Annotated in this window: 21 protein-coding genes and 2 pseudogenes; 4 read left to right on the top strand and 19 right to left on the bottom strand. The window is 58.6% G+C overall.

Annotated features, from left to right (window positions below):
* Window positions 1–10 precede the first annotated feature (10 nt).
* The 12 genes from alaS to ileS all read right to left on the bottom strand — a co-directional run bounded on the left by alaS (window position 11) and on the right by ileS (window position 15,407).
* The gene (gene alaS / locus LK493_RS05200; RefSeq protein WP_227790355.1) at window positions 11–2,668 is read right to left on the bottom strand and encodes an alanine--tRNA ligase; all 2,658 of its coding nucleotides are present in this window, start codon (window positions 2,666–2,668) and stop codon (window positions 11–13) included.
* 152 nt (window positions 2,669–2,820) lie between these two features.
* Window positions 2,821–4,230 carry an AI-2E family transporter gene (locus LK493_RS05195; protein ID WP_227790354.1) on the bottom strand — a complete coding sequence of 470 codons (1,410 nt, stop codon included), beginning with the start codon at window positions 4,228–4,230 and terminating at the stop codon, window positions 2,821–2,823.
* Window positions 4,227–5,018 carry an RNA polymerase sigma factor SigF gene (locus tag LK493_RS05190; RefSeq protein ID WP_022094589.1) on the bottom strand — a complete coding sequence of 264 codons (792 nt, stop codon included), beginning with the start codon at window positions 5,016–5,018 and terminating at the stop codon, window positions 4,227–4,229. The genes LK493_RS05195 and LK493_RS05190 overlap by 4 nt, the downstream gene beginning before the upstream one ends.
* Before the next feature lies 1 nt (window position 5,019).
* A complete protein-coding gene (locus LK493_RS05185; RefSeq protein ID WP_117746030.1) occupies window positions 5,020–5,397 on the bottom strand; it encodes an ATP-binding protein in 378 nt (125 codons plus the stop codon).
* A complete protein-coding gene (locus tag LK493_RS05180) occupies window positions 5,390–5,977 on the bottom strand; it encodes a DUF948 domain-containing protein (protein WP_227790353.1) in 588 nt (195 codons plus the stop codon). Before LK493_RS05180 ends, LK493_RS05185 begins: the two co-directional genes overlap by 8 nt.
* Window positions 5,978–6,072: 95 nt before the next feature.
* The gene (locus LK493_RS05175) at window positions 6,073–7,422 is read right to left on the bottom strand and encodes a replication-associated recombination protein A (protein ID WP_227790352.1); all 1,350 of its coding nucleotides are present in this window, start codon (window positions 7,420–7,422) and stop codon (window positions 6,073–6,075) included.
* A 60-nt stretch (window positions 7,423–7,482) separates the two neighbouring features.
* On the bottom strand, window positions 7,483–8,730 hold the full coding sequence (locus LK493_RS05170; RefSeq protein WP_227790351.1) for a deoxyguanosinetriphosphate triphosphohydrolase family protein: 1,248 nt from the start codon (window positions 8,728–8,730) through the stop codon (window positions 7,483–7,485).
* A gap of 31 nt (window positions 8,731–8,761) precedes the next feature.
* Window positions 8,762–9,184 (bottom strand): prepilin peptidase, encoded by a 423-nt coding sequence (locus tag LK493_RS05165; RefSeq protein ID WP_227790350.1) that lies wholly within the window; start codon window positions 9,182–9,184, stop codon window positions 8,762–8,764.
* Between the two features lie 80 nt (window positions 9,185–9,264).
* Window positions 9,265–10,560, bottom strand: coding sequence for a glycosyltransferase family 2 protein (locus LK493_RS05160; protein WP_195245800.1), 1,296 nt, complete (start codon window positions 10,558–10,560; stop codon window positions 9,265–9,267).
* Between the two features lie 82 nt (window positions 10,561–10,642).
* On the bottom strand, window positions 10,643–11,656 hold the full coding sequence (locus tag LK493_RS05155) for an RluA family pseudouridine synthase (RefSeq protein ID WP_227790349.1): 1,014 nt from the start codon (window positions 11,654–11,656) through the stop codon (window positions 10,643–10,645).
* Window positions 11,656–12,195, bottom strand: coding sequence for a signal peptidase II (lspA, locus tag LK493_RS05150; RefSeq protein ID WP_227790348.1), 540 nt, complete (start codon window positions 12,193–12,195; stop codon window positions 11,656–11,658). The genes LK493_RS05155 and lspA overlap by 1 nt, the downstream gene beginning before the upstream one ends.
* A gap of 434 nt (window positions 12,196–12,629) precedes the next feature.
* On the bottom strand, window positions 12,630–15,407 hold the full coding sequence (gene ileS, locus LK493_RS05145) for an isoleucine--tRNA ligase (RefSeq protein ID WP_265333294.1): 2,778 nt from the start codon (window positions 15,405–15,407) through the stop codon (window positions 12,630–12,632).
* Between the two features lie 510 nt (window positions 15,408–15,917).
* Here ileS and LK493_RS05140 point away from each other — a divergent pair.
* Entirely contained in the window at window positions 15,918–17,000 is a 1,083-nt protein-coding gene (locus tag LK493_RS05140; RefSeq protein WP_227790346.1) for an iron-containing alcohol dehydrogenase family protein, read from the top strand.
* Between the two features lie 517 nt (window positions 17,001–17,517).
* Window positions 17,518–18,120 (top strand): Type 1 glutamine amidotransferase-like domain-containing protein, encoded by a 603-nt coding sequence (locus tag LK493_RS05135; protein WP_195444356.1) that lies wholly within the window; start codon window positions 17,518–17,520, stop codon window positions 18,118–18,120.
* 114 nt (window positions 18,121–18,234) lie between these two features.
* Here LK493_RS05135 and LK493_RS05130 read toward each other — a convergent pair.
* From LK493_RS05130 to ftsH, 3 genes and pseudogenes are all read right to left on the bottom strand, one after another.
* Window positions 18,235–18,429, bottom strand: a pseudogene (locus LK493_RS05130) (IS3 family transposase); the annotation flags it as partial.
* A 210-nt stretch (window positions 18,430–18,639) separates the two neighbouring features.
* Window positions 18,640–19,131 (bottom strand): DUF523 domain-containing protein, encoded by a 492-nt coding sequence (locus tag LK493_RS05125; protein WP_227790345.1) that lies wholly within the window; start codon window positions 19,129–19,131, stop codon window positions 18,640–18,642.
* Between the two features lie 81 nt (window positions 19,132–19,212).
* A complete protein-coding gene (ftsH, locus tag LK493_RS05120; protein ID WP_227790344.1) occupies window positions 19,213–21,105 on the bottom strand; it encodes an ATP-dependent zinc metalloprotease FtsH in 1,893 nt (630 codons plus the stop codon).
* A 122-nt stretch (window positions 21,106–21,227) separates the two neighbouring features.
* On the opposite strand from ftsH, the gene LK493_RS10360 reads away from it, so the two are divergent.
* Together LK493_RS10360 and LK493_RS05110 are read left to right on the top strand one after the other, a co-directional pair.
* Complete coding sequence (locus LK493_RS10360) at window positions 21,228–21,296, top strand: cob(I)yrinic acid a,c-diamide adenosyltransferase (protein ID WP_148331513.1); 69 nt, start codon at window positions 21,228–21,230, stop codon at window positions 21,294–21,296.
* Window positions 21,287–21,445, top strand: a pseudogene (locus LK493_RS05110) (cob(I)yrinic acid a,c-diamide adenosyltransferase); the annotation flags it as partial. The gene LK493_RS10360 and the pseudogene LK493_RS05110, both read left to right, overlap by 10 nt.
* 22 nt (window positions 21,446–21,467) lie before the next feature.
* Here LK493_RS05110 and LK493_RS05105 read toward each other — a convergent pair.
* The 4 genes from LK493_RS05105 to thyA form a co-directional block, all read right to left on the bottom strand.
* Window positions 21,468–22,817, bottom strand: a complete 1,350-nt coding sequence (locus LK493_RS05105) for an MATE family efflux transporter (protein WP_227790343.1) — start codon at window positions 22,815–22,817, stop codon at window positions 21,468–21,470.
* 124 nt (window positions 22,818–22,941) lie between these two features.
* Window positions 22,942–23,856: a TrmH family RNA methyltransferase gene (locus LK493_RS05100; RefSeq protein ID WP_227790342.1), complete on the bottom strand. Its 915-nt coding sequence runs from the start codon at window positions 23,854–23,856 to the stop codon at window positions 22,942–22,944.
* 109 nt (window positions 23,857–23,965) lie between these two features.
* Window positions 23,966–24,484: a dihydrofolate reductase gene (locus LK493_RS05095; protein WP_227790341.1), complete on the bottom strand. Its 519-nt coding sequence runs from the start codon at window positions 24,482–24,484 to the stop codon at window positions 23,966–23,968.
* Between the two features lie 9 nt (window positions 24,485–24,493).
* On the bottom strand, window positions 24,494–25,342 hold the full coding sequence (gene thyA, locus LK493_RS05090; RefSeq protein ID WP_195363935.1) for a thymidylate synthase: 849 nt from the start codon (window positions 25,340–25,342) through the stop codon (window positions 24,494–24,496).
* Between the last annotated feature and the right edge of the window lie 31 nt (window positions 25,343–25,373).

Raw genomic sequence — 25,373 nt, 5'->3', positions numbered from 1 at the left:
ACCTAGATTCTTAGGCGCCGAGCGCGGTCTTGGCGGCCGCGAGGGCATCGGCGATGCCGGCGGCGTTCTTGCCACCAGCCTGAGCCATGTTGGGACGGCCGCCACCGCGACCGTCGACCAGGCCCGCGATCTGCTTGATCACGTTGCCGGCGTGGAAACCGGCCTTGACGGCGTCATCAGAGCCGGCGGCGAGCAGGGCCGGGGTGCCCTTCTCAGTCACACTGGCGACGACACAAGCGACAGGGCCGGCGACCTTCTGATGCACGGTATCCCATACGTTGCGCAGGTCGGCAGCCTCAAGGCCCTGGAGCTCAGCGACGACTAGCTTGTAGCCGCCGAGCTCGACAGCACCCTCGATGGCACTGGAAATGGCGTCGGAGGAGCCACCGGTCAGAGCCTTTTTGAGCTTGTTGGACGTCTCGCGCAGCTCGGCCTGCAGGTTCTCCACGCGGGCGGGAACCTCGTCGACGCGGCACTTGAGCGCAGCGGCGGCGGCGTCAACGAGCGCCAGGCGGTCGGCCATGTAGTCGAGGGCACCCTTAGAGGTCACGGCCTCGATACGGCGGACATTGGAGCCCGTGGAGGACTCGGAAATGATCTTGAACAGGCCAATCTCGGCGGTATTGGCGGCATGGGTGCCACCACAGAGCTCGCGGGAGAACGGCTGGTCCTCGGCGCCCACGGAGACGACGCGGACGACATCGCCGTACTTCTCTCCAAACAGAGCGACAGCGCCGGCAGCCTTAGCCTCGTCGATGCCCATGACACGGGTCACGACCGGCTTGGAAGCGAAGATCTGCTGGTTGACCAGGTCCTCGACAGCCTTGAGCTGCTCGAAGGACAGAGCCTCGAAGTGCGTAAAGTCAAAGCGCAGGTGCTCGGGCGTCACCAGCGAGCCGGCCTGGGAGACGTGCTCGCCCAGGACCTGCTTAAGGGCAGCGTCGAGCAGGTGCGTGGCGGTGTGGTTGCGGCGCAGGAAGCCACGGCGCTCAGCGTCGAGCGCGGCGGTAACATCGGCACCGACAGTCAGCGTACCATCGGCAACGTGCGCGACGTGGGCATACAGGCCGTTGTGGTTCTTGGTGTCGACAACGGTCAGAACAACGCCCTCAGCGAAAAGCTTGCCGGCATCGCCTTGCTGGCCACCCATCTCGGCATAGAACGGGGTGCGGTCGAGCACGACCTCGACGTCCTCGCCGGCGGCAGCGGACTCGACGGACTCGCCGTTGCGAACGATGGCGACTACCTTGGCGCCCTCGATGACGTCGTTGTCATAGCCATCGAAATCGGTCGCAGCGACCTTGTCGGAAAGCTCGACCCACACGTCGTTGAAGCTGCCCCAGGCATCGCCCTTGGCGTTGGCACGAGCGCGGGCCTTCTGGTCCTCCATGCAGGCAGTGAAGCCGTCCATGTCGACGTCGTGACCAGCGGTGCCGGCGATCTCGACGGTCAGGTCGATGGGGAAACCAAAGGTGTCGTGCAGCTTAAAGGCAACATCGCCCGGAAGCGCAGCACCCTCGGCAAGCGCTGCCAGGGCCTCATCCAGGTAGACGCGACCGTTGTCGAGCGTCGTGGAGAAGCGCTCCTCCTCGGAGGCGACGATACCCTTAACGAGCGCGACGTTCTTGAGCAGCTCGGGGTAGGCCTCGCCCATCTGAGCGTTGACCTCGTCGATGAACTTGGTCAGGAAGGCGCCCTCGATGCCCAGTAGACGACCGTGGAACACGGCGCGGCGGAGCAGGCGGCGAAGGACGTACTCGCGACCCTCGTTACCGGGCAGGATGCCGTCAGAGATCATGAAGTCGACGGCACGGGAGTGGTCGGCGATGATGCGAAGAGAACGGCTGGCGCCGGAGTAATCGTCGGCGTCATAGGTCTTGCCGCTGATCTCCTCGCCCAGCTTGATGAGGTGCTGCATCAGATCGCCGTCGTAGTTAGCAGTCTTGTGCTGCATGATAGCAGCCATGCGCTCCAGGCCCATGCCCGTATCGAGGTTGCGGTGCGGCAGCTCCGGCATGGAGCCGTCCTCCTGACGGTCGTACTGGGTAAACACGAGGTTCCAGAACTCAAGGAAGCGGTCGCAGTCGCAGCCAGGCTTGCAGTCGGGGCTGCCGCAGCCGACCTCCTCGCCCATGTCAAAGTAGATCTCGGAGCAGGGACCGCAGGGGCCGGTGGGGCCAGCGGCCCAGAAGTTGTCGTCCTCGCCCAGTCGGGAGATGTGGTCCTCGGCAACGCCCAGAGAACGCCACACGTCGTGGGTCTCGTCGTCCTCGGTAAAGACGGTAAAGTACAGGCGGTCGAGCGGCAGCTTGAACTCCTTGGTGATGAGCTCAAAGGCCCATGCGCAAGCCTGCTCCTTGGAAACGCCGCCAAAAGAGAAATCGCCGAGCATCTCGAAGAACGACAGGTGACGGCCGTCCTCGCCGATGCAATCGATGTCGTTGGTGCGGACGCACTTCTGGCAGGAGATCGCGCCGATCTCCTTCATGGTCTTCTTGCCCTGGTAGTACTCCTTAAACTGGTTCATGCCGGCGTTGGCAAGCAGCAGCGAGGGATCATCGGGGACGAGGGACGAAGAAGGATAGAGCTTAAGACCGCGCTCCTCAAAGAAGTTGAGGAACTTGGAGCGGATCTCGGCCGTAGTCATTGACGGGTAGTCAGCACTCATAGAGGGAATCTCCTCGGTTTCACATCGAAACAGTTCAAACGTAACGATATTACCATCCCACCGCGCAAGTGCAAAAAAGAGGGCCGGCACAATGCCGGCCCTTCAGCGAAATTGCATGTTAGCGCGTATGAATATTAATCCGAATTACCCCGCTAGTTGTCATCATCGTCCATGGAGCCGTCGATGCCGGTATTGGTATCGTCGTCTGAGTTGGAATCATCGTCTTTGGCGAAGGGGTTTTTGAAGAAACCCGTCGCATCGGGCTGCAGGCCCGAGAGCTTGATCCAGGGATTATCGAGCTCGGGCTTGGGCATGGCCTTGGCCTCGGGCGCAGTCTCGTTGCCGATGAGCTCGGACTCGTAAATGAAGGTGTCGTCGCCGAGCGCGTCGTAGGCGGCGACCGGGTTGCCATCGGCATCGCGGTACGGCGTGCCCTTAAACACGGCGCCGTCATAAGCCACAAGCTGGCGGCCGGTCTCATTCTCGAAGTAGTACACGAAGATACCCTTGAGGGCCGCGCACAGTGGGATGGCAATAATCATGCCGATAGGGCCCATGAGTGCCGAGCCAATAACGAGCGCCGTGAGGCTCATGATGGGATGCACCTGCACCGAGCTCTGCATGACCTTAGGCGAAATCACGTTGTCGGTGACGTTTTGCGCGACCATCGTCACGATGAGCGTCCATAACGCCAACATGGGGCTGAACATGAAACCGAGCACTGTGGCGATTGCTGCGCTCACCCAAGGACCGACGACCGGAACCAAATGCATGATGCCGGTAAAAATAGCCATGAGCGCCGCATACGGATGGCCGATGATCATAAAACCGATAAAGGCGAGGAAACCACCGCAGATGGACGTCACGACCATACCGCGCATGTAGCCGCCGACAGAGCGAGAAAGGATGGCGACCATAAAGCGGTACGAGGTCTCCTTCTCCTGACCGATGATGGTGCAAATCTCGTGGTGCATGCGAGGGTAGTCGCAGGCCATCCAGTACGCAAGCACCAGACCAAGGAAGATAACGAACAACTGCGAAGCCGTATTGGTGATGAGCGGGAACACACCGCGGCCAAGCTCGGCAGCGATCTGAGACACATACTTCGATGCCACGGTAACCAGGGACGAAAGATTATCGTCCAAATACTCCTTGAGCGGCGTGTTGTTGAGCGTCTTGGCATGCGAGATCATCTCATTGAGATCGCCACCCGCAACACGAAGCTGCTCGGGCAGGCGGCTCAGGACTTCCATGATCTGACCAAAGAGAATCGGCGACAAGATGCAAACGACACCGACGAGCACGGCAACAACAACAATAAGCGCGACAAGCGAACCGATGCCGCGATTCACGCCATGGTGCTCGAGCCAGTTGGTGATCGGGGACATCACAATAGCAATGATGGAACCGACGGCAAGAAACTCAATAACCGGTGCCAGGATGCCCATAAGGTTAAAGATGACAGCGGCGATGACAATGCAGCCGACAACAGCCCAAATGCGCAGCGTCAGAATGCGGGTGTCGCGCAGCACGCGATCGGTTTGTTGGGGGTGCTCACTCATGAACGAATCATCACTCCGTCGGGGTCGATCTTGTCCTGAATCTTCTTAAGCGTGCGGCGCAGCAGACGCGAAACCTGCACCTGAGAAATACCCAGCTTCTTGGCGATCTCGATCTGGGTCATGCCCTTCACAAAGCGCAGCTCGATCACCTCGCGCTCGCGCGGCGAGAAATCACGGATGGCTTCCTCGATCACTAGGCGGTCATCGGTAAAGTCGAGCTCGTTGTCGTCGTCGGCGTAACGGTCGAGAATCGAAGGGGCATCGTCGGAATCGGACGCACCAGGAGCCTCGATGGGCACCGAGGTATAGGCCGAAGACGATTCCATAGCCTCGAGGACCTCATCGACAGTCACATCTAGATACTCAGCGATCTCCTCAACCTTGGGCGAACGCTGCAGCTCGTTGGTAAGTTTGTCAGTAGCCTGGTTGACCTTGGCCGAGAGCTCCTGCAGACGGCGCGGAACGCGCACGCTCCAGCCCTTATCGCGGAAGTGACGCTTGATCTCGCCCAAGATGGTAGGCGTGGCAAACGTGGTGAACTCGAGTCCGCGCTCAGGGTCAAAGCGGTCGATAGCCTTGAGCAGGCCCAAATAGCCAACCTGCATAAGGTCATCGAGCGGCTCGCCGCGGTTCTTAAATTTGTTGGCAAGAAACCTTACCAGGTTCATGTGGGACATGACGAGCTGCTCGCGTGCGTCCGGGTCACCGGTCTCTTTATAGCGACGAAACAGCTCGCGGGTTTTCTCCTTGTCCCAAGCGGTCTTACCGCTCCGGGAACGTTCGGTCATATTAGATATCCGCCTTGAGGTCGAGGGAAAGCGTCAGGGGCGCCGCAGTCTTTTCGTAGGAGTCGCACACGCTCGCGAGGATGAGCTCGGCATACACCGCAGCTTGGTCGTCTTCATCGACCGTAGCCTGATCGCCAAAGGTAATAGTCATGCCAACGTGGGTCTCATCGACATCGAATTTGATGGTGATGTCGTCGCAGTCGACCGCGGTGCAACCAAAAATGAAAGCCTCCTCGGCAGCCATGCGGATGTCCTCAATGCGATCGACAGACATAGAGCACAGGGCACCAACGTTGGCTGCCGTCATGCGCACAAGGCGAGCGAGACGCGGGTCGCCGGCAACGGTCAGCGTGATAGGACAGGTTGCTTCGCTACTCATCGCAGGACTCCTCAGAGGTCTCGGCGGGCGTGTAAGTGTAATACTGAGCCGGCTTGGCTACAGACTTCTGGCCATCATCGTCGCCCGCGGCAGCCTCGTCCTCGCCAATTAGGACGCGCTCGGTAGGTTGCTCAGCCTCCGCAGCGGCAGCGGCGAGCTTGCGCTCGGCGTCAGCTGCAGGAGCCTTCACCTTATTGAAGAGCCTCTGCACAGCACCGGCGGCAGAATCAGTCACACTCGACACAGCATTGCTGGCCTCAGCCATGCTACCGGTGACCTCAGAAATGTCGCGAACCACGGCTTCGACCTCTACGAGATTAGAGGCAAGGGCATCAACTGCCGTCTTACTCGACTTAAGCAGCGGCTCCATCTGGGCAAGTGCCGGCGTAAGCTCGTCGACAGCGCCGTCGAGTTTTGCCACCACCGGCTGCGCCTCGGCGATGGTGTTATTGAGGTCGTTCACGGTCTTATCGAGCGAGTCGACAACGTTGCGGGTCTTGCGCAGGGTAAGCGCGAGCTCAACAATAGCCCACACGCCGGCAATGGCAAACACCAGCAGGGCGATTTGAATGGGACTCATACAAGCCTCCCGAAGGAATCGAAATACAGACGCCTTTCATGGTACCCCAAAGAAGGGGGAAGATACCCAAAGGGAATGTGCGAGGTGCCAAGGACCTACTTGGGCGCGTTACCGCTACGGTCGCGTTCGCTTTGCTCTACGCGCCACTCTTCCCAGCCGCGGCCCGCAGGCTGCCAGAACGCGCCACGCTCCAGCCCCTCGGGCAAATAGCGCTGGTCGACCCAACCTTCGGGATAATCGTGTGGGTACTTGTATACACCGTACTCGTCGCTGCCGGGACGGTGACGATCGCGAAGATAACTGGGCACCTCGCGCAATCCGCTACTATGGATATCGGCCAGCGCCGCATCGATCGAAGCCTCGCACGCGTTGGATTTAGGCGCCAAGCACACATAGAGTGCAGCCTGAGCCAGGTTAATTCGGCACTCGGGATAGCCAATGACCTCGGCAGACTTAAACGCGGCTTGCGCCACCAAAAGTGCCTGCGGATCGGCATTGCCAACATCCTCAGAAGCCTGAATCATAATGCGGCGAGCGATAAACTTAGGATCCTCCCCCGCGTCGATCATGCGCGCGAGCCAATAGATCGTGGCATCGGGGTCGCTGCCGCGCATGGACTTGATGAACGCACTGATAATGTCATAGTGCATGTCACCGTTTTTGTCATACGAAAAACCGCGGCGTGGGTTGGCAATCTTCACGTCATCGACGGTGATGGGATAACGCTCCCCTGCCGCCGGCGCCGGCGTCCCCTCGGTATCGGGACGCGTGACGGCAATCTCGCTCGCCAGCTCGAGCGTCGTGAGCGCCGAGCGAGCATCACCCGCGGCCAGCGTGCAAATGGTCTTGACCGTATCATCATCGGCAGAGAACTTTCCGTTCAAGCCCTGCGGCGCCTCGAGCGCACGCTCGATCAGCATGGCGATATCCTCGTCCTTGAGGTGCTCAAGCTCAACCACGCGACCGCGCGAGAGCAACGCCGAGTTGACCTCGAAGTACGGGTTCTCGGTCGTGGCGCCGATCATAATGACGGTACGGTTCTCAACCGCATGCAGCAGGGCATCCTGCTGCGACTTAGAGAAGCGGTGAATCTCATCGATGAATAGAATGGTGCGGCGGTCATAGGTATTCAGGCGCGTCTTGGCCTCGTCAATCACGCGGCGCAAGTCCTTCACGGTGCCCGTCACGGCGCTGACCTCGACAAACTCGCCCTTGGTATGGTTGGCGATAATGTGGGCCAGCGTCGTCTTGCCCGTACCGGCCGGCCCGTACAGAATCACGCTCGACAGCACGTCGTGCTCAATCGCGGCACGCAGCCATGAGCCCTTACCGACGGCCTTTTGCTGGCCCACGTACTCATCAAGCGTGTTGGGGCGCATGCGCACCGCAAGCGGCGCATTCTGAAAGGAACGCTCGCGCGTCGAAGCAGAAAAAAGGTCGTCCATAGCCATCCCGTGCATCAATCAAAATCGTTTTCCACGAATAGTATACCGAATAAATACGAACTACCGTTCGTTAATATAAGTACGGTGCGGAAACTTTAGACCCGGGAACAACTTACTCGTCAGCTCGCAGAAATAGCCATCCGTCATGCTCGCAATGTAATCCACCACGGCTTGGTCCTTATCGTCCTGCCATGCATAGGTACGGTCGTAGTAGGAAAGCTGCTGCTCAATGCGCGAAATGTGGTGCTTAAATATGTAGGAGGACTCGTCGCCTTCGTTTATATCCTGCAGGCAACGGTCGTAGAGCTTTTCGAAAGCCTCGCGCAGCTCCGCTTCGGAGTCGCCTTCGATACCGCCCTTGCTATAGATCTTCTCGTAGTTCTCGCACTTGGCTCGGCGGATTTCCTCAAACAGGTCCTCGCTCATCTCGATGCGTGGCTTGCCATAGCTGTGCTCGACGATATCGATGGAGGCATGCGTGAGGATCCAGCTGTTGTATGCTCCGCCCAGGTCATCGTCAAAGGCGTCAGGTGACAGCAGACCCGCAGCAATGGCGTCTTGGCGATCGCGCCCCACGTAGGCAAGGATATCCGAGATGCGAACCACGCAGCCCTCGAGCGTCATGGGGCGCAGGTGCTTAATTGCGCTGTAACCTGTGGCAATGCAATCCTCAACCGTCAGATCGAACTGTTCAAAGGAACCCATATCCGAAAGCTCAAACACGCGTTGCTCGTACTCGCCGTTATGGCACAGCACGCCATCGAGTGTCTGGAGCGACACGTTGCGGCCATACAGCGCATCGAGCACACGGACTGATTGCACGTTATGGAAAAAGTAGCGACCCGTACGCTCGTGGTAAATATCGTTGAGGAATCGCTCGCCGGCATGGCCAAAGGGCGTGTGGCCCAAGTCATGGCCTAAGCCAATCGCCTCGATTAGATCGCAGTTGAGCCCCAGGGCGCGGCCGATATCGCGTGCAATGCGCGAGACAAGCTGCACGTGCAGGCCGCGGCGCGACAGGTCGTCGTTGCTGCGAAAACTAAAGACCTGCGTTTTGCCTGCATAACGCGTATACGCCGGAAGATGAAGAATCTTTTCGATATCGCGCATAAACGCCGGTCGCATGAGCGTGCCTTTGTCGGCAGCGCGATCAATACGACGAATGACCTGGTCGTCGTTGCAACGATACGGGTTGACGGCACCCGAAGCACGATCGGCGGAAATACGCTCGACAAGTTCGGGCGACAACGCCGAGGGAATACGATCCATGCGCGCCTTAATGACGGCCGTTTCTCGATTAGTTGCCATGGCATGCTCCTTAAGAAGGATGCGCAATCGGTTACAATGTGCAGCCCACGACCTCGATTATGGCAAAAATCGGCACCAAAAACGGGAGTAATGGCAAGGAGCGCGATTTTGTGATGAGGCAGGAGAGGGCAAGGACCAGGAGCGCGGCGGCAAATGCCACGAAGCCACCCATAGGGTCGAGCGTGCAAAGCGCGAAGAGCGCCTTGGCATCTCCCATGCCGATGCCGGGGGTCTGGCGATGTCGCCGCCAAAGCGACTCAGTCAGCACAAGAGAAAGGTACACGATGACCGCAAGGCCAGCGTGGTCAAGTGCCGTGTTCAAGCCCCCATCCAGCCACACGCCCGCAAACGCCGCCACGGCACACGCAGCAGCAAGCGCGTTGGGAAACCGCCGCTCACGGGCATCGATCACCGCACCGACAAAGGCGCAGATCCAAAATGGGATATAGACCATCGAGCACCTCCTTGAGCTGCATCGCAAAAGCAAAAACCACCACAAAAGGCCTGTCCCCATTGTGGTGGTTTTGGTGGTGGTTATTTGGCGCCTTGCATGACCTCGTCAAGGGTAACGCTGACGGCGTGCTGCGTCGGGACCCAGTCGACCTTCAGGAACAGCGCGGCCACCGTGATGGGGATATAGCTGAACATAAAGATCGGGAAGGTAAACAGGTTAGTCACCAGACGCCACTTTTGCGCGCAGTGAATGTGCTTGTACTCAAAGATAGTCGTGAGCAGCGCCAGGATAAAGAAAGTCAGATACATCATGGCGAAGGTCATAATGAGCGAAGCGGCACAGGCCTGCATCTCGACTTCGGTAGCCAAAAAGCCGTGCGAGAGTCCACCCACGATCAGGAACGTCGCATTGGCGAGCATCGAGATGAGCGACAGCAGCATACCCGGGGCGATCGTCATGAACATGTCGTAGGCGGCAAAGCGATGGTAGCGGAAGGTCGACTTGACCAGGTGCTTACCGTAAGTAAAGAACACCTGGTAGAAGCCCTTGGTCCAACGCATGCGCTGTTTCCAGGACGCCTTAAACGTCACGGGTTGTTCGTCAAAGAACTCCGCCGGCGCATAGCCAATGCGAATGCCGTGAATGGCGCAGAACGTGGTGAACTGAATGTCCTCGGTCAGCGTGTGGAACTGCCAACCGTGCATGCCCTCGATAACGCTGGCGGAGATGAGGTAGCCCGAACCCGAAACAGCGCAGGACGTCTTGCAGATATTACGCGCGTTGTTGAGGAAGCGCGCCTCGCGTAGATACCACGTGGCATTAGCAGCCGAGATCCACGAGCTGCCGAAGTTCTTGGAATTGCGATAGCTCGTGACCACATGGAAGCCCTGGTCAAAGGCATCATTCATCTTGGAAACATAATCGCGGGAGATAACGTTATCGGCATCGAAGATAAAGTAGCCCTCAAACGTGTCGGGATACTCGTTGAGAATGCGGTCGAAGCCAAAGTCCATGACCCAGCTCTTGCCCTTGCGGGCCAGGTCATTGCGCTCGTAAACAATGGCACCGGCCTCGCGCGCGAGCTGCGCCGTGTTGTCGGTGCAGGCATCGGCGACCACGAAAACCTCGATAAGCTCGGACGGATAATCCTGATCCTTGATGGAGCGAACGAGGTTAGCGATCACGGCCTCCTCGTTATGCGCCGCGATAAAGAAGGCATAGCGGTGAAGTTTTTTGGCCTTGGGAGGCGCGACCTCGCCACGAAGAGCGCCAATGACAAAGAAGACCACCTGGTACAGAAAGCAGACCGTGAGCAGCGTAACCACAATCTGGTTAAAGATCACGATGGGCGTGTTAGTTTGTAAAAAGGCGAGCATGCAGGCTCCCGAGAACGCGTTACGTAAACAACCGTATATCTTACCGCAGGCTTACCGAGTTCAAGAAACCACCTAATACCGGCTAGGCTTCGAGAAGGCCAAGCTGCGGGACGATGTCGTCGCCGGCGGCGGTGCGGCCAAGCGAGCGCGGGGCCAGGTCGTCAAGAACCGCAGCGAGATCCCAAGGCAGCTCGTCGCGGCATTCGATGAGCTCACCCGTCACGGGATGGTCGAATGCGACGCGCCAGGAATGAAGGAATTGCCTGGTCAGACCCTGATCGGCACGCGCATCGCACTTACCGTAGAGCGGATCGCCCACGCAGGCGTGGTTGATATGGCGCATATGCACGCGAATCTGATGTGTGCGGCCCGTAAACAGGTGGCACTCGACGAGCGTATAGCCGTCGTCGAAACGCGTGGAATCGAAGCGCTCGAGGACCTTAAAGGTCGTGATGGCCTGGCGCGCAAAGGGGTCATCGGAAACCGCCATCTTGACGCGGTCGCGCGTGGAACGGGCGATACCGGTATTGATGGTGCCCTCGTCCATGGCGATGTGACCGTGGACAAGCAGGATATAGCGACGGTCGAGCGTGCGCGTGCGGATAAGATTTTGAAGCGCGCGCTGGGTGTCGTCGTCTTTTGCCGCGAGCATAAGGCCCGAGGTATCACGATCCAGGCGATGCACGATGCCGGGTCGGTCCTCACCCTGCACGGTACCAAGATGATCGATACCGCAGTGGTAGACCAGAGCGTTTGCAAGAGTGCCGCTCTCGTGGCCATGGGCGGGATGACACACCAGGCCGCGCTGCTTGGAGAGCACGATAAGGTAGTCGTCTTCGTAGCGGATATCGAGAGGAATGGCCTCGGGAATCACGTCGGTCGGGTCGTGTGGCTCGGGCAGATCGACCGAAATGCGGTCGCCGGAGCGCACGGCATACTTTTTTGACAGGCAGGTCTCACCGTTGACGGCAACGGCGCCTCCCTCGATCAGATGCGCGCAGGCAGAGCGCGTGGGGCAGCCGTCGTTGGCACCCAGAAAGGCGTCGAGACGCTGGCCAGAGCAATCGTCGGCAACAAGAATATGGATGTCGGCCATTAACGCTCATTCCTTTCGCGAATCTTGCGGGCACGCTCCCCACGTTGCTTGGCTTTGCGCTTGGCGCGGGCCTCATCACGGGCATTGAGCTCGGCAGTCGCATCGACTTCGCGGGCCGCAGGGCTCAAGAACAAGTAGCCGATGAGGGCAAGCACGACGCCTGCGGTGATGCCGATATCGGCCATGTTAAAGACGGGAAAGTCGATGAAGGTGGTGGCAATAAAATCGGTCACGAAGCCAAAGACAAAACGATCGATAGCGTTGCCGATAGCACCGCCCGCAACCATCGCCATGCCAACAACCTCAAGATGGGCGAGCTGGGGTGCACGAACGAGGTACACGGCAATAGCGACAATGACCGCCAGCGCCAGCACGGCAAACGCGATGCCATGCCCCTCGCCCATGCTAAAGGCAGCACCGATATTGCGGACAAATAGAAAGTCAATCACACCGGGGATAACAGTCACATGCAAAGCGTCGCCCACGGCACGAACCGCAAGCTTGGTCAGCTGGTCAACAAGCAGCACAACCAGTGCCACCCCACCAGCAACACCCAACCGCCAACCCAAAGGCGGCGTCATATCCCCAGTACGACCCAAATCAATCCCCTGCCCTCAGAACAATCGAATTCCGTTGAACGCAATTAACCATCTTATATTGCCATACGCAGAGCGCACGACATATCCACCAACACAAGCGAAATAACCAGCACAAAACAAAAGCGACATTCCGAATAACGGAATGTCGCTAAATAGCTTTCGACTAAGAGCACAGGTCGAAAGAGAAGGCTCTAGTTCCAACAATGGAAAAGCCGCGTTGCCGTCGCCAACAGCGAAAACGTCCCTAAGCGAGCAAGGTGACGTGAAAGAGGAGGGAAGCGTATTTTGGTACGCGACCGACGATTGAACGTCAGATTGCCGCTTAGGGGCGTTTGCAGCGTCGGTAGGTTACGGCGTTCTACGAACGCCGTAACCTACAGCGCGTCAGCGCAGCGCTTGCAGATATGTGCGTGGCCGTTGTACTCGCCAACGGTGGTGCGGTAATTCCAGCAACGGTCACAGCACTCGCCCTCGGCAGCCTCAATAGCAACGGAGAGCTCCTCACCCTGGGTCAGCTCAACATCGGAGACGATGTAGAACTCGGCCAGGTCGACGGCCTTGTCGCCGGTCAGCAGCGCATACATCTCGGCGGGAACGACCGCCTTGACGCGGACCTGCTGGCTCTTGGTGAAGGTGCCAGCGGAGCGGGCATCCTCAAGGGCCTTGGTCACGGCGCTACGGAGCTCGAGTGAAGCCTCGAGCACGCCCTCAAACTCATTGGCCTCGTCGACCGTGATGGGCGACTTGTACCAATCGAGCAGCGCGGCGTACTTCTGGTGATCGACGCAGCCGGCGGGCGCATAGGCCATGGCCTCGTCGACCGTGTAGGACAGGATCGGCTGAAGGTCGCGCATGAGCATCGAGAAGAGCTCGGCGAGCACGGTCTGGGCGCTGCGGCGCTCGAGCGAGCCGGGCTTCTCGCAGTACAGACGGTCCTTCAGGGCGTCGAGGTACACGTTGGAGAGCTCGGTAACCACGAAGTCGTAGAGCGCGCGGTAGGCACGCGGGAACTCGTAGCTGGCGTAGGCATCGTCGACCTCGGCCTGAACCTGGGTCAGGCGGGCAACCATGAGCTTGTCGAGCGGCAGCAGGTCGGCAAAGGCGACGCCGTCGGTCTCGGGCTCAAACTGACCCTCGAGCTCGGAGAGCAGGAAGCGCAGCGTGTTGCGGAAACGACGGTAGGCATCGGACGTACGAGCAAGGATCTCGTGGTCGATGGACACGTCGGAGCTGGTATCGACGGATGCAACCCACAGACGGATGATGTCGGCACCCATCTCGTCGCAGACCTTGTTGGGGTCGATGACGTTGCCGAGCGACTTGGACATCTTGCGGCCCTGGCCGTCGAGGGTGAAGCCTTGCGAGACGACCGCCTTGTACGGGGCGTGACCATTGGCTCCCACCGAGGTGAGCAACGAGCTCTGGAACCAACCGCGGTGCTGGTCGGAGCCCTCGAGGTACACATCCGCCGGATACTCCAGCTCGGGACGGTACTCGCAGACGGCCTTCCAGGAGACGCCGGAATCCCACCACACGTCGAGGATGTCCTTATCGGCCTTGAGGTGATGGCCGCCGCACTTGGGGCAGACGCAGGCCTCGCCCAGGTAGCTCTCGGGAGCGTCGGTGAACCAGGCGTCGGAGCCCTTCTCGTGGAAGAGCTTGATGACGGCGTCGAGCGTGGCGTCGTTCATGACCTTCTCGCCGCAGTCGGCGCAGGTGTAGCTCGGGATGGGCACGCCCCAGTTGCGCTGGCGGCTGATGCACCAGTCGGGACGCTGCTCGACCATGGCACCGATGCGGTTGGCCGCGTGGGCCGGATACCACTTGACGTTCTCGCGAACCTCTTTGCCAGCCTGCTCACGCAAACCGGTCTTGTCCATCGAGACAAACCACTGGTCGGTAGCACGGAAGAGCACCGGATGCTTGCAGCGCCAGCAGTGCGGATAGCTGTGCGTGATCTTCTTCTCGAGGACCAGGGTGCCGCGCTCGCGCAGGAACTCGATGATGTGCGGGTTTGCCTCATCGGTGTCCATGCCGCTGAAGGGGCCGCCGGTACCAAACTCCTCGCCGGTGTAGAACTTGCCGTCGTCATCGACCGGCATGCAGATGTCGGTGATGCCCTCCTTGAGGCAGGCAAAGTAGTCGTCGACGCCGTGGCCGGGCGAGTTGTGGACGATACCGGTACCGTCGTCGACACCGACGTAATCGGCCAGCAGCGCCACGCCCTCAACACCGTCAAAGATCGGCTGCTTGTAGTGGATGTGGTGGAAGGTCTCGGCAGGAACCACGTAGGGCTTACCGTCGACCATGACCGGGGTGTACTCCCAGCCAAACTCCTCGCAGCACTTGGGAGCCAGGTCCTCGAGCATGACCTCGGCACGACCTTCGTGCTCAACGGCGACATAGGCGGCGCCGGGCTTGAGGGAAACTGCCTGGTCGGAGGGGATGGTCCACGGCGTGGTCGTCCAGATAATAAAGTCGACCGGGCCGTCGAAGTTCTCGAGGCCGGCGGGCTTGGAGGTCATCTCGAAGCGCACGAAGATGGAGGGGCTCGTCTCGTCGGAGTACTCAATCTCGGCCTCGGCGAGCGCGGTGTGGCAGTGCTTGCACCAGTGAACGGGCTTGTGACCACGATAGATCATGCCCTTGTCGAACATGGCCTTGAAGACCTCGATGTCGGCGGCGTCATGCTGGTGATAGAGCGTCAGATACGGGTTGTCCCAGTCGCCAAGCACGCCAAGGCGACGGAAGCCGGCCTTCTGCAACTCGATGTTCTCGACAGCGAACTTATTGCAAAGCTCGCGGATCTTAGCCGTGGAGGTCTGGTTGAACTTCTCGGTGCCGAGCTTCTCCTCGACCTTGTGCTCAATCGGCTGACCGTGGCAGTCCCAACCGGGGACATAGGGAACTTCGCAGCCCTGCATCATCCAGTAACGGTTGATCATGTCCTTGGAGATCTTGTTCATGGCGTGGCCGATGTGGATCGGGCCGTTGGCGTACGGAGGACCGTCGTGCAGCACGAACTTCTTGTGACCCTCGTTCTTCTTTAGAACTTGCTCGTAGACCTTGTTGTCCTGCCAGTCCTTGAGTCGCTTGGGCTCGGACTTGGAAAGACCGGCACGCATGGGAAATCCGGTTTTGGGCAGATTCATCGTCTGCTTGTACTCGTTTGCCACGGTACCCCTTTCTTGTCATGGGCGCGCACGCCCTCTGGGCACCAAAAAAGCGCCCGTCCCTACAAGCTGGGACGAAGCGCCACAAAACGGGCAGCGTGCCCGCAAAAGCTCTTCGCTTAACCACCCAGCTTAGATGCCCTCGCCCGCGTTATCGCGCGCTCGCATCCGTTACTCGGCTGGCCTGTATCGACGGCCATCTCGGCGATGTCTACTAAGACGAACCTATGCGGCACGTCCGTTGGGACCGCAGCTCCGGGGTGATTTTCATCGGTCGCATGCACGGGCTCTCAGCACTCCCCGCTCTCTGTGGCATGCGGACGGCCGACTACTCGTCCTCATCAACGCTTATGCGGAGTATGCTAGCACGTTCCGCGCCGGCGAAAAACCCTCAACACTGGTTTTATACGTTCGAAATTTCTCGCGGCTGTGGACCTTCTCTTGGAGCAAAATACCTGAAAGCACTTTATCGAACGAAAGAAGGTTGCTATGCGCACGATTGGAATGAGCGACTACACCGTTGGCGAGGATTGCTTTGACGAGCTGCCCGGCGCGCTGGCCGAGTACGGCGCGAAGAAGGTCGCGATCATCGGTGGTAAGCGGGCACTGGCCGCAGCACTTCCCGGTATCGAAGCTGCGCTGGCGGGTACCGACGTCGAAATTCTGGAGACGCGCGTCTATGGCACCAACAGTACGCGTGCCAATATTGCCAAGGTTGTGAACTCCCCTGCCTGCCAGGAAGCCGACGTGCTCATTGCTTGCGGCGGCGGCAAGGCGCTCGACACCGTGAAGACCGCAGCCATCGAGCTCAAGAAGATCGTCTTTACGGTCCCGACGATCTGTTCCAACTGCTCCGCCGCGACCGCCATTGCCGTCGTGTACAACGACGACGGCTCGCTCGAGGGCTATTCATACCCCAACCGACCGGCGCACATCTTCATCAACCCCAAGATCATCGCCGAGGCACCGGCGGAGTACTTCTGGGCCGGCGTGGGTGATGCCCTGTCCAAGCAGCCCGAGGTCGAGTACGCCACGAGCGCCGGCAACTTGGAGCACACCGCCGGTCTTGGCCTGGCACTCGCCCACACCTGCTCCGAGCCGCTGTTTACCTACGGCGTGCAGGGTCTTGAGGATGTGCGCCAGAACCTGTCGAGCGAGGCCGTCAAGCAGATTGCGCTCGATATCGTGGTCAACACGGGCTACGTCTCCAACCTGACCAACCAGAACGATTACTACTACAACTCGAGCGTGGCGCACGCGTTCTACAACGCCACCTGCAGCATTCCGCGTGAGGGCACATACCTGCACGGCGAGGTCGTGAGCCTGGGCGTGCTCGTGCTGTTCACCTACACGGGCGACACCGAGAACCTTGAGCGCTACGCTGCCTTTAACAAGCAGATGGGCCTGCCCGTGACGCTTGAGCAGGTCGGGCTTTCCGAGTCCGATATCCCGGCCCTGTGCGAATACGCGCACGCCACCAACGAGTGGAAGCAGGGAAACCCCGAGCCCTTCACCGACGAGAAATTCGCCGCCGCCATCAAGGCCGCCAACGCCTACGGCCACACCCTCTAGCACTAACCCAAAACCACCACAAAGGGGACAGGCACCTTTGTGGTGGGTTTTTATTGATCCAGCATTCAGTTCGTACTCTAACCCGATTCTTTTACGAGAAAGGGTTCGGGTACGTTTTTTGTTTATCGGAAATTCTGCGGAAGGACTATTCGGAACGGTAAACAGTAACGAACAGAGGCAGGATATCATCGTGGTGATGATGGTATCCTGCCTTTTATTTTGCGAAACCAAGGTCGCTTTATGCGAACTCGATCGCCACTTATATGGCGCATTGATGGCAATTGCTGCGTACGTGCGTACCGGGAGCCTGTACACCTCTGGCAAGGCGTAACACACTAGTCTTTGTTCCAAAGTCCGTGTGCTAAGGGGGCAGGGCCCTAAGAATTCCTGTGGAGTGTGTACGCACGTACGTAGGAAAACAGCAAATTACGCTATATCAGGGCGTTCTTTCATTGGAGAGTATGGTATACACGGCTTAGTTCAACAAATAAGAATTTATATATAAAGGAGAATATTGATGAAACTGTTTTTATGTTCGCACTTTTCAAGTGTAGGAAGCCTGATAAAGGAAGAAATTGAAAATAAAAAAGTCGCATTTATTCCAACAGCTTCGCTGCGTGAAGGCTACACCGGTTATGTCGGCTCGGCTCGAAAATTATTCAAAAAGTTGGGAGCAATCGTAACTGAAATTGATATTTCAACGGAGGCTTATTCAACGATACAGTCTCTTTTTGAAGATGCGGATGTGATCTATTTTACCGGCGGAAATTCTTTTTTCCTTATAGACCAGCTCCGTAAAACGGGAACGGATGAGCTGTTGAAGAAAGAATTGGCAAAGGGAAAACTGATGATTGGTGAATCAGCAGGTGCGATTGTATGCGCTCCAAACATCCAATATATCGAGCAAATGGATGAAAAGCCGGAGGACTACTCACAAGAAGATGATGCAGGGCTTAATTTGATTGATTTCTATGTTCTTCCGCATTTTCTTACAGCACCATTTAAGAAAGTTACCGAGAAAATAATAACTGAGTTTTCGGATTTGAATCTATGCCCAATTAACAATCGTCAGGGAATTGTAATTGATGGTGAAGGTTCAAAGGTTATTTGCAAAGACTAATTTAAAATTCCAGTTTGCTACACTCGTTCCTAGCAGGGTCCGGGGCAGGCACGCCCCAACAAGAAGCCGTCCCAAAGGGGCAAGAATGGGGACAGCGGACGATTTCTTGGACCGTTACGCGGCCCTTCCCAGCGCGGAGCGGAACTCGGCCGGCGTACGGCCACCGAGCGCATCGCTATGCCTCTCCGTATTGTATCGGCCGATCCAGCCCCCGAGCTCCTCGATGAAGCAGGCGGGGGTCCAGTCCGACCAGTCCCTGCCGTGCCAGAACTCCTTCTTGAGCAGGCCGAAGAAGCCCTCCATCGCCGCGTTGTCCGGGCTGCAGCCCTTGGCGGACTAGATTGGCTACACTGATGTGGACAGTTCCGGGAGGGGCGCAGGAGACGGGAGGGCCGTGTACGCGTTCCTGCGCGAGGGCCGCGGGGAGGGGCTGCCTGGGTACGGCGCCTGTCAACTCGGTCTACGTCTTTGATGACCGGGTCGTACTCGATATCAAATTCACGGATGATGCCAAAACGGTCACCCGAGAGGAAATGTTGGGTTCGAGTGCTGTGGACAATGTTCCAACATGCTGGGGTCGAACTCGCTTGCCGGGATCACACGGTAGCCGTGGCGCAGGAGCAGGTCGACGAAAACACCGTTGCCCGCGGTGAGCGTACCGCTAAAGGTGCCGTCGTAGATGTGACCCGCACCGCACGAGGGGCTGCGGTCCTGAAGGATGCACGCGACTATCTCTTCCGGTCCGCCTGCCTGCTCGCACATATCGAGCGCACGTTGGGCACCCAGGCGAAATTTGCGATCAACCGAGATGCCCTCGCAGGTACGGACCTCGCCGTTCACAATCTCGGACGGCTTGCGCGGCGTGGGCAGGCCGCCAAAGACCTCAGGGCACACCAAGAGGACCTCGGTCCCCGTGCGCTCGCAAGCCTCGATCAGCTCTCGATGATAGTTGTCGAGCCCGTTATACTTGCAGCTCTCGCCCATTAAACAGGCGCTCACCACGATCTTCATTTCCATCCCTCTCAAGCAAAACGCCCCATTTGAGAAAGCTGCTCAAATGGGGCGTCGGCGTTTACTGGATCGGCCGCGGCGTTACTGCTGATTGGGCATCAGCGGATTCTCACGCGTGAGGAGGTTCATGAACTCCTCGCCCGTGATGGTCTCCTTCTTGTACAGATAACGAGCCAGCTCATGGAGCTTGAACTTGTTCTCCTTGAGGATCTGCAGAGCGCGATCGTGCGCGTCCTCGATTAGCTTAGCGACAATCGCGTCCACACGCTCGGCCGTACCGGGGGCGCAGGTAAGCGACGTGTCCTGGTTGAGATACGCGTTCTGCACGGTACCGAGCGCCATCATGCCAAACTCGTCGGACATACCAAAGCGAGTCACCATATTGCGGGCGAGCTTGGTGGCCTGCTCGATATCGTTGGCGGCACCGGTCGTCATCTCGCCAAAGATGAGCTCCTCGGCCGCACGGCCGCCGCAGTAGACGGCGAGCTTGTCCAGGACCTCCTGGCGCGTGGTCAGGAAGCGCTCATCCTCCTCGACCTGCATGGTGTAGCCCAGAGCACCGCTCGTGCGCGGCACGATGGTGATCTTCGTGACCGGTGCAGAGCCCTTCTGGCGGGCGGCAACGATGGCATGGCCGATCTCGTGGTAAGAAACAACCTGCTTCTCGTGGTCGGACAGCACCGTGGACTTACGCTGCTGGCCGGCGATGACGACCTCCACCGACTCCTCAAAATCGTCCTGCGTAGCGCGCTTGCGGCCCTCACGGACGGCACGCAGGGCGCCCTCGTTGATGATATTGGCCAGGTCAGCGCCCGAGGCACCGGGCGTGGCGCGGGCAATCGCGGTCAGGTCGATCGGCGGCTCGGTCTTCACGCTCTTGGCATGCAGCTCGAGGATGTTCTTGCGGCCGGTCAGATCGGGCAGCTCAACGGGGATGCGGCGGTCAAAACGACCGGGGCGCAGTAGAGCGGGATCGAGACTGTCGGGACGGTTGGTTGCGGCAAGGACAACGATACCCTTGTGGTTATCGAAGCCATCCATCTCGGTCAGCAACTGATTGAGCGTCTGCTCGCGCTCGTCGTTGCCGCTAAAGCCGCCGCCATCGCGCTTCTTACCGATGGTATCGATCTCATCGATAAAGACGATACACGGGGCCTTTTCCTTGGCCTGCTTAAACAGGTCACGAACCTTTGCAGCGCCGCGACCAACAAACATCTCAACGAACTCAGAGCCCGAAATGCTAAAGAACGGAACACCGGCCTCGCCGGCAACAGCCTTGGCAAGCAGGGTCTTACCGGTACCCGGAGGGCCAACAAGGAGAGCACCGCGCGGCAGCTTGGCGCCGATCTCCTCGTAGCGTTGCGGCTTCTCCAGAAAGTCGACGACCTCCTTGAGAGACTCCTTGGCCTCTTCCTGGCCGGCGACGTCCTTAAAGGTCACGCCCACGTCCTTGGAGGCGATCACGCGCGCGCCGGACTTACCCAGTCCGCCGCCGCCAAAACCGCCGCCGCCAAAGTTCATCGACGGGCCGTCATCGCCCATAGCCTTCTTCATGCGGCGGTTGAGCCACCAACCGATGAGGAAGAAAATCGCCATGGGAAGAATGAGTGTGAGCAGGTAGTAGGTCATCAAACCCGAGTTTTTATCGGGAACGACCGACTCCAGCGAAGCGCCAGACTCAAGCACGCGATCGGTAAAGCCCGCATCGTTCGGCACACCGGTCGTCTTATAGGCGATGTTCTCGTCCTCGCCCTTCTTGGTGTAATAAATCGAGTAATCGTCCGTGTTGTACTCGACCTTGTCGACACTCTTCTTATCGAGCGCCTTGACAAACGTCGAGTAATCGGTCTTCGTAATCTGCTGCGTGTGACCGATGTTGGGGAACAGAACGGTCGAGAGCACGAGGTAGACGACGAAGGCGATGAGCACGTAGAGGATCATATTCCGTCTACGCTTGTTGTCATCCATCTCCATCTGCTTGAACTCCATCTACTGGGGTTGATAATGGTTTCTAGAATACCCAACCCGAGCGACGATAAACCGACGCCGGGCACGAAAGGACAGAGATGGCATCACTGTAAGTCGGCAAGGTTCAAATCTATACAGGCGACGGCAAGGGCAAGACGACGGCTGCTTTGGGGCGCGAGAGGATGTCGAGGAACTGATTGCGATAAAGCCCGCCACCACGGAGCTCGTGCTCACCGGCCGGGGCTTGCTGCCCCTCGCGAACCTCGCCGACCTTGTCACCGAAATGCGCCCCATCAAACACTACTTCGACGAAGGACTCCTAGCCCGCCAAGGCATCGAATACTAGCCATTGGGGACGTCCCGAATGGCTAGGCGGTGGCGCGGCCTAGCCAGTTGCCGCTGTGGTGGTAGACGGTGAACATGGTTGCGGTGATGAGCCAGGTTACGGGGTAGACCAGCAGTAGATGCTCAAGCGACGGATCGAAGGGCATGATTGCAAACACCCAGATCACCCTCAAGACAACGGTGCCAAAGATGGTGAGCATCATAGGCTGCAAGCTCACGCCGGCGCCGCGAATGGAGCCCGACGCGTTTTCGATAATCGAGAAGATCGCGTAAAACGGCGCGATGAAATGAAGAATCGTCGTGGTGTACGCCGAAATCGAAGCATCGTCGACAAACAGACGCGACAACGGACCCGAGAACACCAGCAGCACGGCAGACAGGCCACCAATGAGCATAAACGACAGCACGAGCGACGTATGGTAGCCCTTGCGCATGCGCTCGTAGTTGCGCGCGCCAAAGTTCTGCGCCGAGAACGTAGTGATCGATACGCCGAGCGCCTCGGTCACCATCCAGATAATGCCATCCAGGCGCCCAGATAGACCCCAAGCAGTCGTGACATCGGCGCCAAACGAATTAACCGACACCTGGATCAGCACGTTCGAGATCGAATAGGCAGCCGATTGAAAACCGAGTGGCAGACCACACGAGATCATACTCTTGCAAATACCGCGATCGATACCGAGCTTAGACAGCGAAAGACGCCATGCACCCGGAGCGCGCATCATGCGCAACACGATCATCGTTGCATTGGAGCAAATGGTCAGCGCCACTGCGATGCCGCAGCCCAGCGCCTCCATATGCAACACAGCGACAAAGATGATATCCAGCACCACGTTAACAAGGCAGCCAGAGGCAATGATCACGGCGGGCCCGCGCGTGTCGCCCACGGCACGCAGCAGTGCGGTTCCCATATTCAGCAGCAGCGCCGCAACCATCGCGGCAAAATAACAGCGAGCATAGGCCACACCCTCGGCCAATAGTTCATGCGGCGTGTTCATAAGCACCAGCATGGGCTCAACGAACACTATACCAAGAATCGAGAAAGCGATACCGCCCACCAGCGCGAGCGTCATGGCTGTATGGACCGAACGACTCAGTCGCTCATCATCGTGCTGGCCAAAATACTGACCGGTAATGACCGCGCAGCCGGCGCCGACGCCAACGCAAAAGCCAATGCAGAGCTCGGCGAGCACCATCGTGGCTTGAATGCCACCCAGCGCGAGCTTGCCGCCAAACTGGCCAACGATATACGTACCGATAAGCGTGTAGGCCTGCTGAAAAAACGAACTAAAAAAGATGGGAACGCACAGCGACAGCAGCTGTTGCCAAATGACACCCTGCGTTACATCGATAGCCGTAGATTTCTTAGCCACACGCCCTCCCCGCCAGCATACGTCAAACAACATAACGGCAATTTAAGACCAAAGCCAATACTAGCTTAGCACCGACTGGCGGCGACCGAAACACCCCGAATTAGAGCGCGGTGCGGAAAACTGCCTAGTGATACAAACCCGGCTGGTAGTGATACTCATTGCTCACGTGCGGGCACAGCTGCCAAAAGGCGACGGCGCTCGCCGCGGCCACGTTAAGCGAATCGACCCCGTGCGCCATCGGAATGCGCACCGCGTGGTCACAGCCGGCAATGGTCTTGGCGCCCAAGCCGGAACCCTCGGTACCCATAAAGATTGCCAAGCGGTCAATCTCCTGCAGCACGGGATCGTCCAGCGATACGGAATCGTCCGTCAACGCCATAGCGGCACACGAAAAACCGGCATCGTGCAGTACCGCCAGGCCATCATGCGGCCACACACGAGCCTCGCTGCCAATGCGCGTCCACGGCACCTGAAACACGGTGCCCATGCTCACGCGGGCCGAGCGACGGTACAGCGGGTCGCAGCACGTCGGGCTGACCAAAATACCGTCAACGTTCAATGCGGCAGCCGAGCGGAAAATCGCGCCAACATTGGTGTGATCGACAATACCCTCAAGCACGCACACGCGCACCGGACGATCCCCCGCCGCCTCGACGACGCCGCCCAAGAACTCATCAACCGGAATCTGACGCGGGCGACGGAACGCCGCCAGCGCGCCGCGCGTCACGTTAAAGCCCGTCAACTGCTCCATGAGCTCCATGGAGGCCACGAACACGGGAACCGGACCCGCTCCCTCGCGCACGACAAGCTGGTCAAACAGCGGCATCATCTGGTCGAGCCAGCGCTCGCCCAAAAGAAAGCTCACCGGCTCATATCCGGCGCGCACGGCACGCTCGATGACCTTGGCGCTCTCCGCAATAAAAATGCCCTTCTGCGGCTCCAGCACGCAGCGAAGCTCACGCTCGGTCAGTCGCACGTAAGCATCGAGCCGCTCGTCCTCGAGCGAATCAATTCGCAGAACCTCAACGGCATCAGTCATAGCAGCCAGCCCGCACCCTTCTTTACAGCACATCTATACCAAACGAGGCGACGCTAAGCGCCGCCCCATGCATTCAATCAACCCGATGATACCGTTCACGCCAGACGATTTACGCCTCAACGCGATGATACGTCACGAACTCATAATCGACGCCCTCGTCACCCTCACCGGTGGCAATCGTCGCGACCCCGCTACGCTGCGCAATCTCCCACGCGGGATCGGCGTCCAAGTCGGGAAAGTACGTGTCCACGGGATGGACGCAGTGGTTATGAGTGACCTCGGCCTCCACGCAGTACGGCAAAAACTGCCGATAGACATCGCCGCCACCGATCACCCAGGCAACGGGCTCATCGGCAACCGCAGCGAGCGCTTCGTCAACGCTATGCTCCACGTCGACGCCCTCGCGGGTAAAGCCTATATCGCGCGTAAGCACGATATTGCGGCGGTTCTTGAGAGGACGCCCGCCGGGAAAACTCAGCAGCGTCTTGCGTCCCATGATAACCGGGCAGCCCTTGGTGCAGGCCACAAAATGGCGCATATCGGCGCGATTGGACACCACCATATCGCCCTCGCAGCCAATACCCCAGTCGTCACACACGGCGACGATGGCAGAAAGCTTACACGTCATGCGCGTCACCTACACCGCAATGGGGATGTTCTTGACCTGAGGGCCGTGCTCATAGCCCTCGACGATCAGGTCATCGGTCGTAAACGCATAGAAGTCATGCACATCGGGGTTGAGCGTTACCTTGGGTGCCGCAAACTGCGGACGCTCGATAAGCTCGCGGACGATATCGACATGACGATCATAGATATGGGCGTCGGCGATCACGTGCAGCAGCTCACCGGGAATCATATCGACCGACTGCGCGACCATCATCAGCAAAATGGCGTACTGGCACACGTTCCAGTTGTTCGCGGCCAAAATGTCCTGGCTGCGCTGGTTGAGAAGCATGTTGAGCGTCGGCTTGTCGTCCTGAGGACGCTGCGTCACGTTATAGGTCACGCTATAGGCGCATGGATAAAGGTGCATCTCGGACAGATCGCTAAACACGTACGTATTGGTCATAATGCGGCGACTATACGGCGTGTGCTTAAGGTCGTACAGTACACGGTCAATCTGGTCGAAGTCGCCCTCGGCGTAATGGCTCTTCTGACCAATCTGATAGCCGTAGGCTTTACCGATGGAACCGGTCTCATCGGCCCACTCATCCCAGATATGGCTGTTGAGGTCATGCACGTTATTGGACTTCTTTTGATAGATCCACAGAATCTCGTCCATGGCAGACTTAAGCGCCGTACGACGCAGGGTGAGCGCGGGGAACTCCTCGCGCAGATCATAGCGCGCCGTGACACCAAAGTTTTTAATGGTATAGGCAGGGGTGCCGTCCTCCCACACCGGGCGGACCTTTTGGCCCTCGGTGGTGGTGCCATGGTCCAAGATATCGCGGCACATGGTTACAAACTGTTGATCAGCTTTGCTCATTGACCCTCCTGTCAGTCGCCTACAAGCGAGA

The sequence above is a fragment of the Collinsella aerofaciens genome (assembly GCF_020709435.1).
GTDB lineage: Bacteria > Actinomycetota > Coriobacteriia > Coriobacteriales > Coriobacteriaceae > Collinsella > Collinsella aerofaciens_AU.
Note: the sequence above shows the minus strand (reverse complement) of the source record. Positions and strands in the feature narration are given on the sequence as shown.

Excerpts from the sequence above, each read along its gene's own strand:
- alaS (WP_227790355.1), bottom strand. The coding sequence starts at position 2,668 with ATGAGTGCTGACTACCCGTCAATGACTACGGCCGAGATCCGCTCCAAG.
- LK493_RS05195 (WP_227790354.1), bottom strand. The coding sequence starts at position 4,230 with ATGAGTGAGCACCCCCAACAAACCGATCGCGTGCTGCGCGACACCCGC.
- LK493_RS05190 (WP_022094589.1), bottom strand. The coding sequence starts at position 5,018 with ATGACCGAACGTTCCCGGAGCGGTAAGACCGCTTGGGACAAGGAGAAA.
- LK493_RS05185 (WP_117746030.1), bottom strand. The coding sequence starts at position 5,397 with ATGAGTAGCGAAGCAACCTGTCCTATCACGCTGACCGTTGCCGGCGAC.
- LK493_RS05180 (WP_227790353.1), bottom strand. The coding sequence starts at position 5,977 with ATGAGTCCCATTCAAATCGCCCTGCTGGTGTTTGCCATTGCCGGCGTG.
- LK493_RS05175 (WP_227790352.1), bottom strand. The coding sequence starts at position 7,422 with ATGGACGACCTTTTTTCTGCTTCGACGCGCGAGCGTTCCTTTCAGAAT.
- LK493_RS05170 (WP_227790351.1), bottom strand. The coding sequence starts at position 8,730 with ATGGCAACTAATCGAGAAACGGCCGTCATTAAGGCGCGCATGGATCGT.
- LK493_RS05165 (WP_227790350.1), bottom strand. The coding sequence starts at position 9,184 with ATGGTCTATATCCCATTTTGGATCTGCGCCTTTGTCGGTGCGGTGATC.
- LK493_RS05160 (WP_195245800.1), bottom strand. The coding sequence starts at position 10,560 with ATGCTCGCCTTTTTACAAACTAACACGCCCATCGTGATCTTTAACCAG.
- LK493_RS05155 (WP_227790349.1), bottom strand. The coding sequence starts at position 11,656 with ATGGCCGACATCCATATTCTTGTTGCCGACGATTGCTCTGGCCAGCGT.
- ileS (WP_265333294.1), bottom strand. The coding sequence starts at position 15,407 with ATGAATCTGCCCAAAACCGGATTTCCCATGCGTGCCGGTCTTTCCAAG.
- LK493_RS05140 (WP_227790346.1), top strand. The coding sequence starts at position 15,918 with ATGCGCACGATTGGAATGAGCGACTACACCGTTGGCGAGGATTGCTTT.
- LK493_RS05135 (WP_195444356.1), top strand. The coding sequence starts at position 17,518 with ATGAAACTGTTTTTATGTTCGCACTTTTCAAGTGTAGGAAGCCTGATA.
- LK493_RS05125 (WP_227790345.1), bottom strand. The coding sequence starts at position 19,131 with ATGAAGATCGTGGTGAGCGCCTGTTTAATGGGCGAGAGCTGCAAGTAT.
- ftsH (WP_227790344.1), bottom strand. The coding sequence starts at position 21,105 with ATGGAGATGGATGACAACAAGCGTAGACGGAATATGATCCTCTACGTG.
- LK493_RS05100 (WP_227790342.1), bottom strand. The coding sequence starts at position 23,856 with ATGACTGATGCCGTTGAGGTTCTGCGAATTGATTCGCTCGAGGACGAG.
- LK493_RS05095 (WP_227790341.1), bottom strand. The coding sequence starts at position 24,484 with ATGACGTGTAAGCTTTCTGCCATCGTCGCCGTGTGTGACGACTGGGGT.
- thyA (WP_195363935.1), bottom strand. The coding sequence starts at position 25,342 with ATGAGCAAAGCTGATCAACAGTTTGTAACCATGTGCCGCGATATCTTG.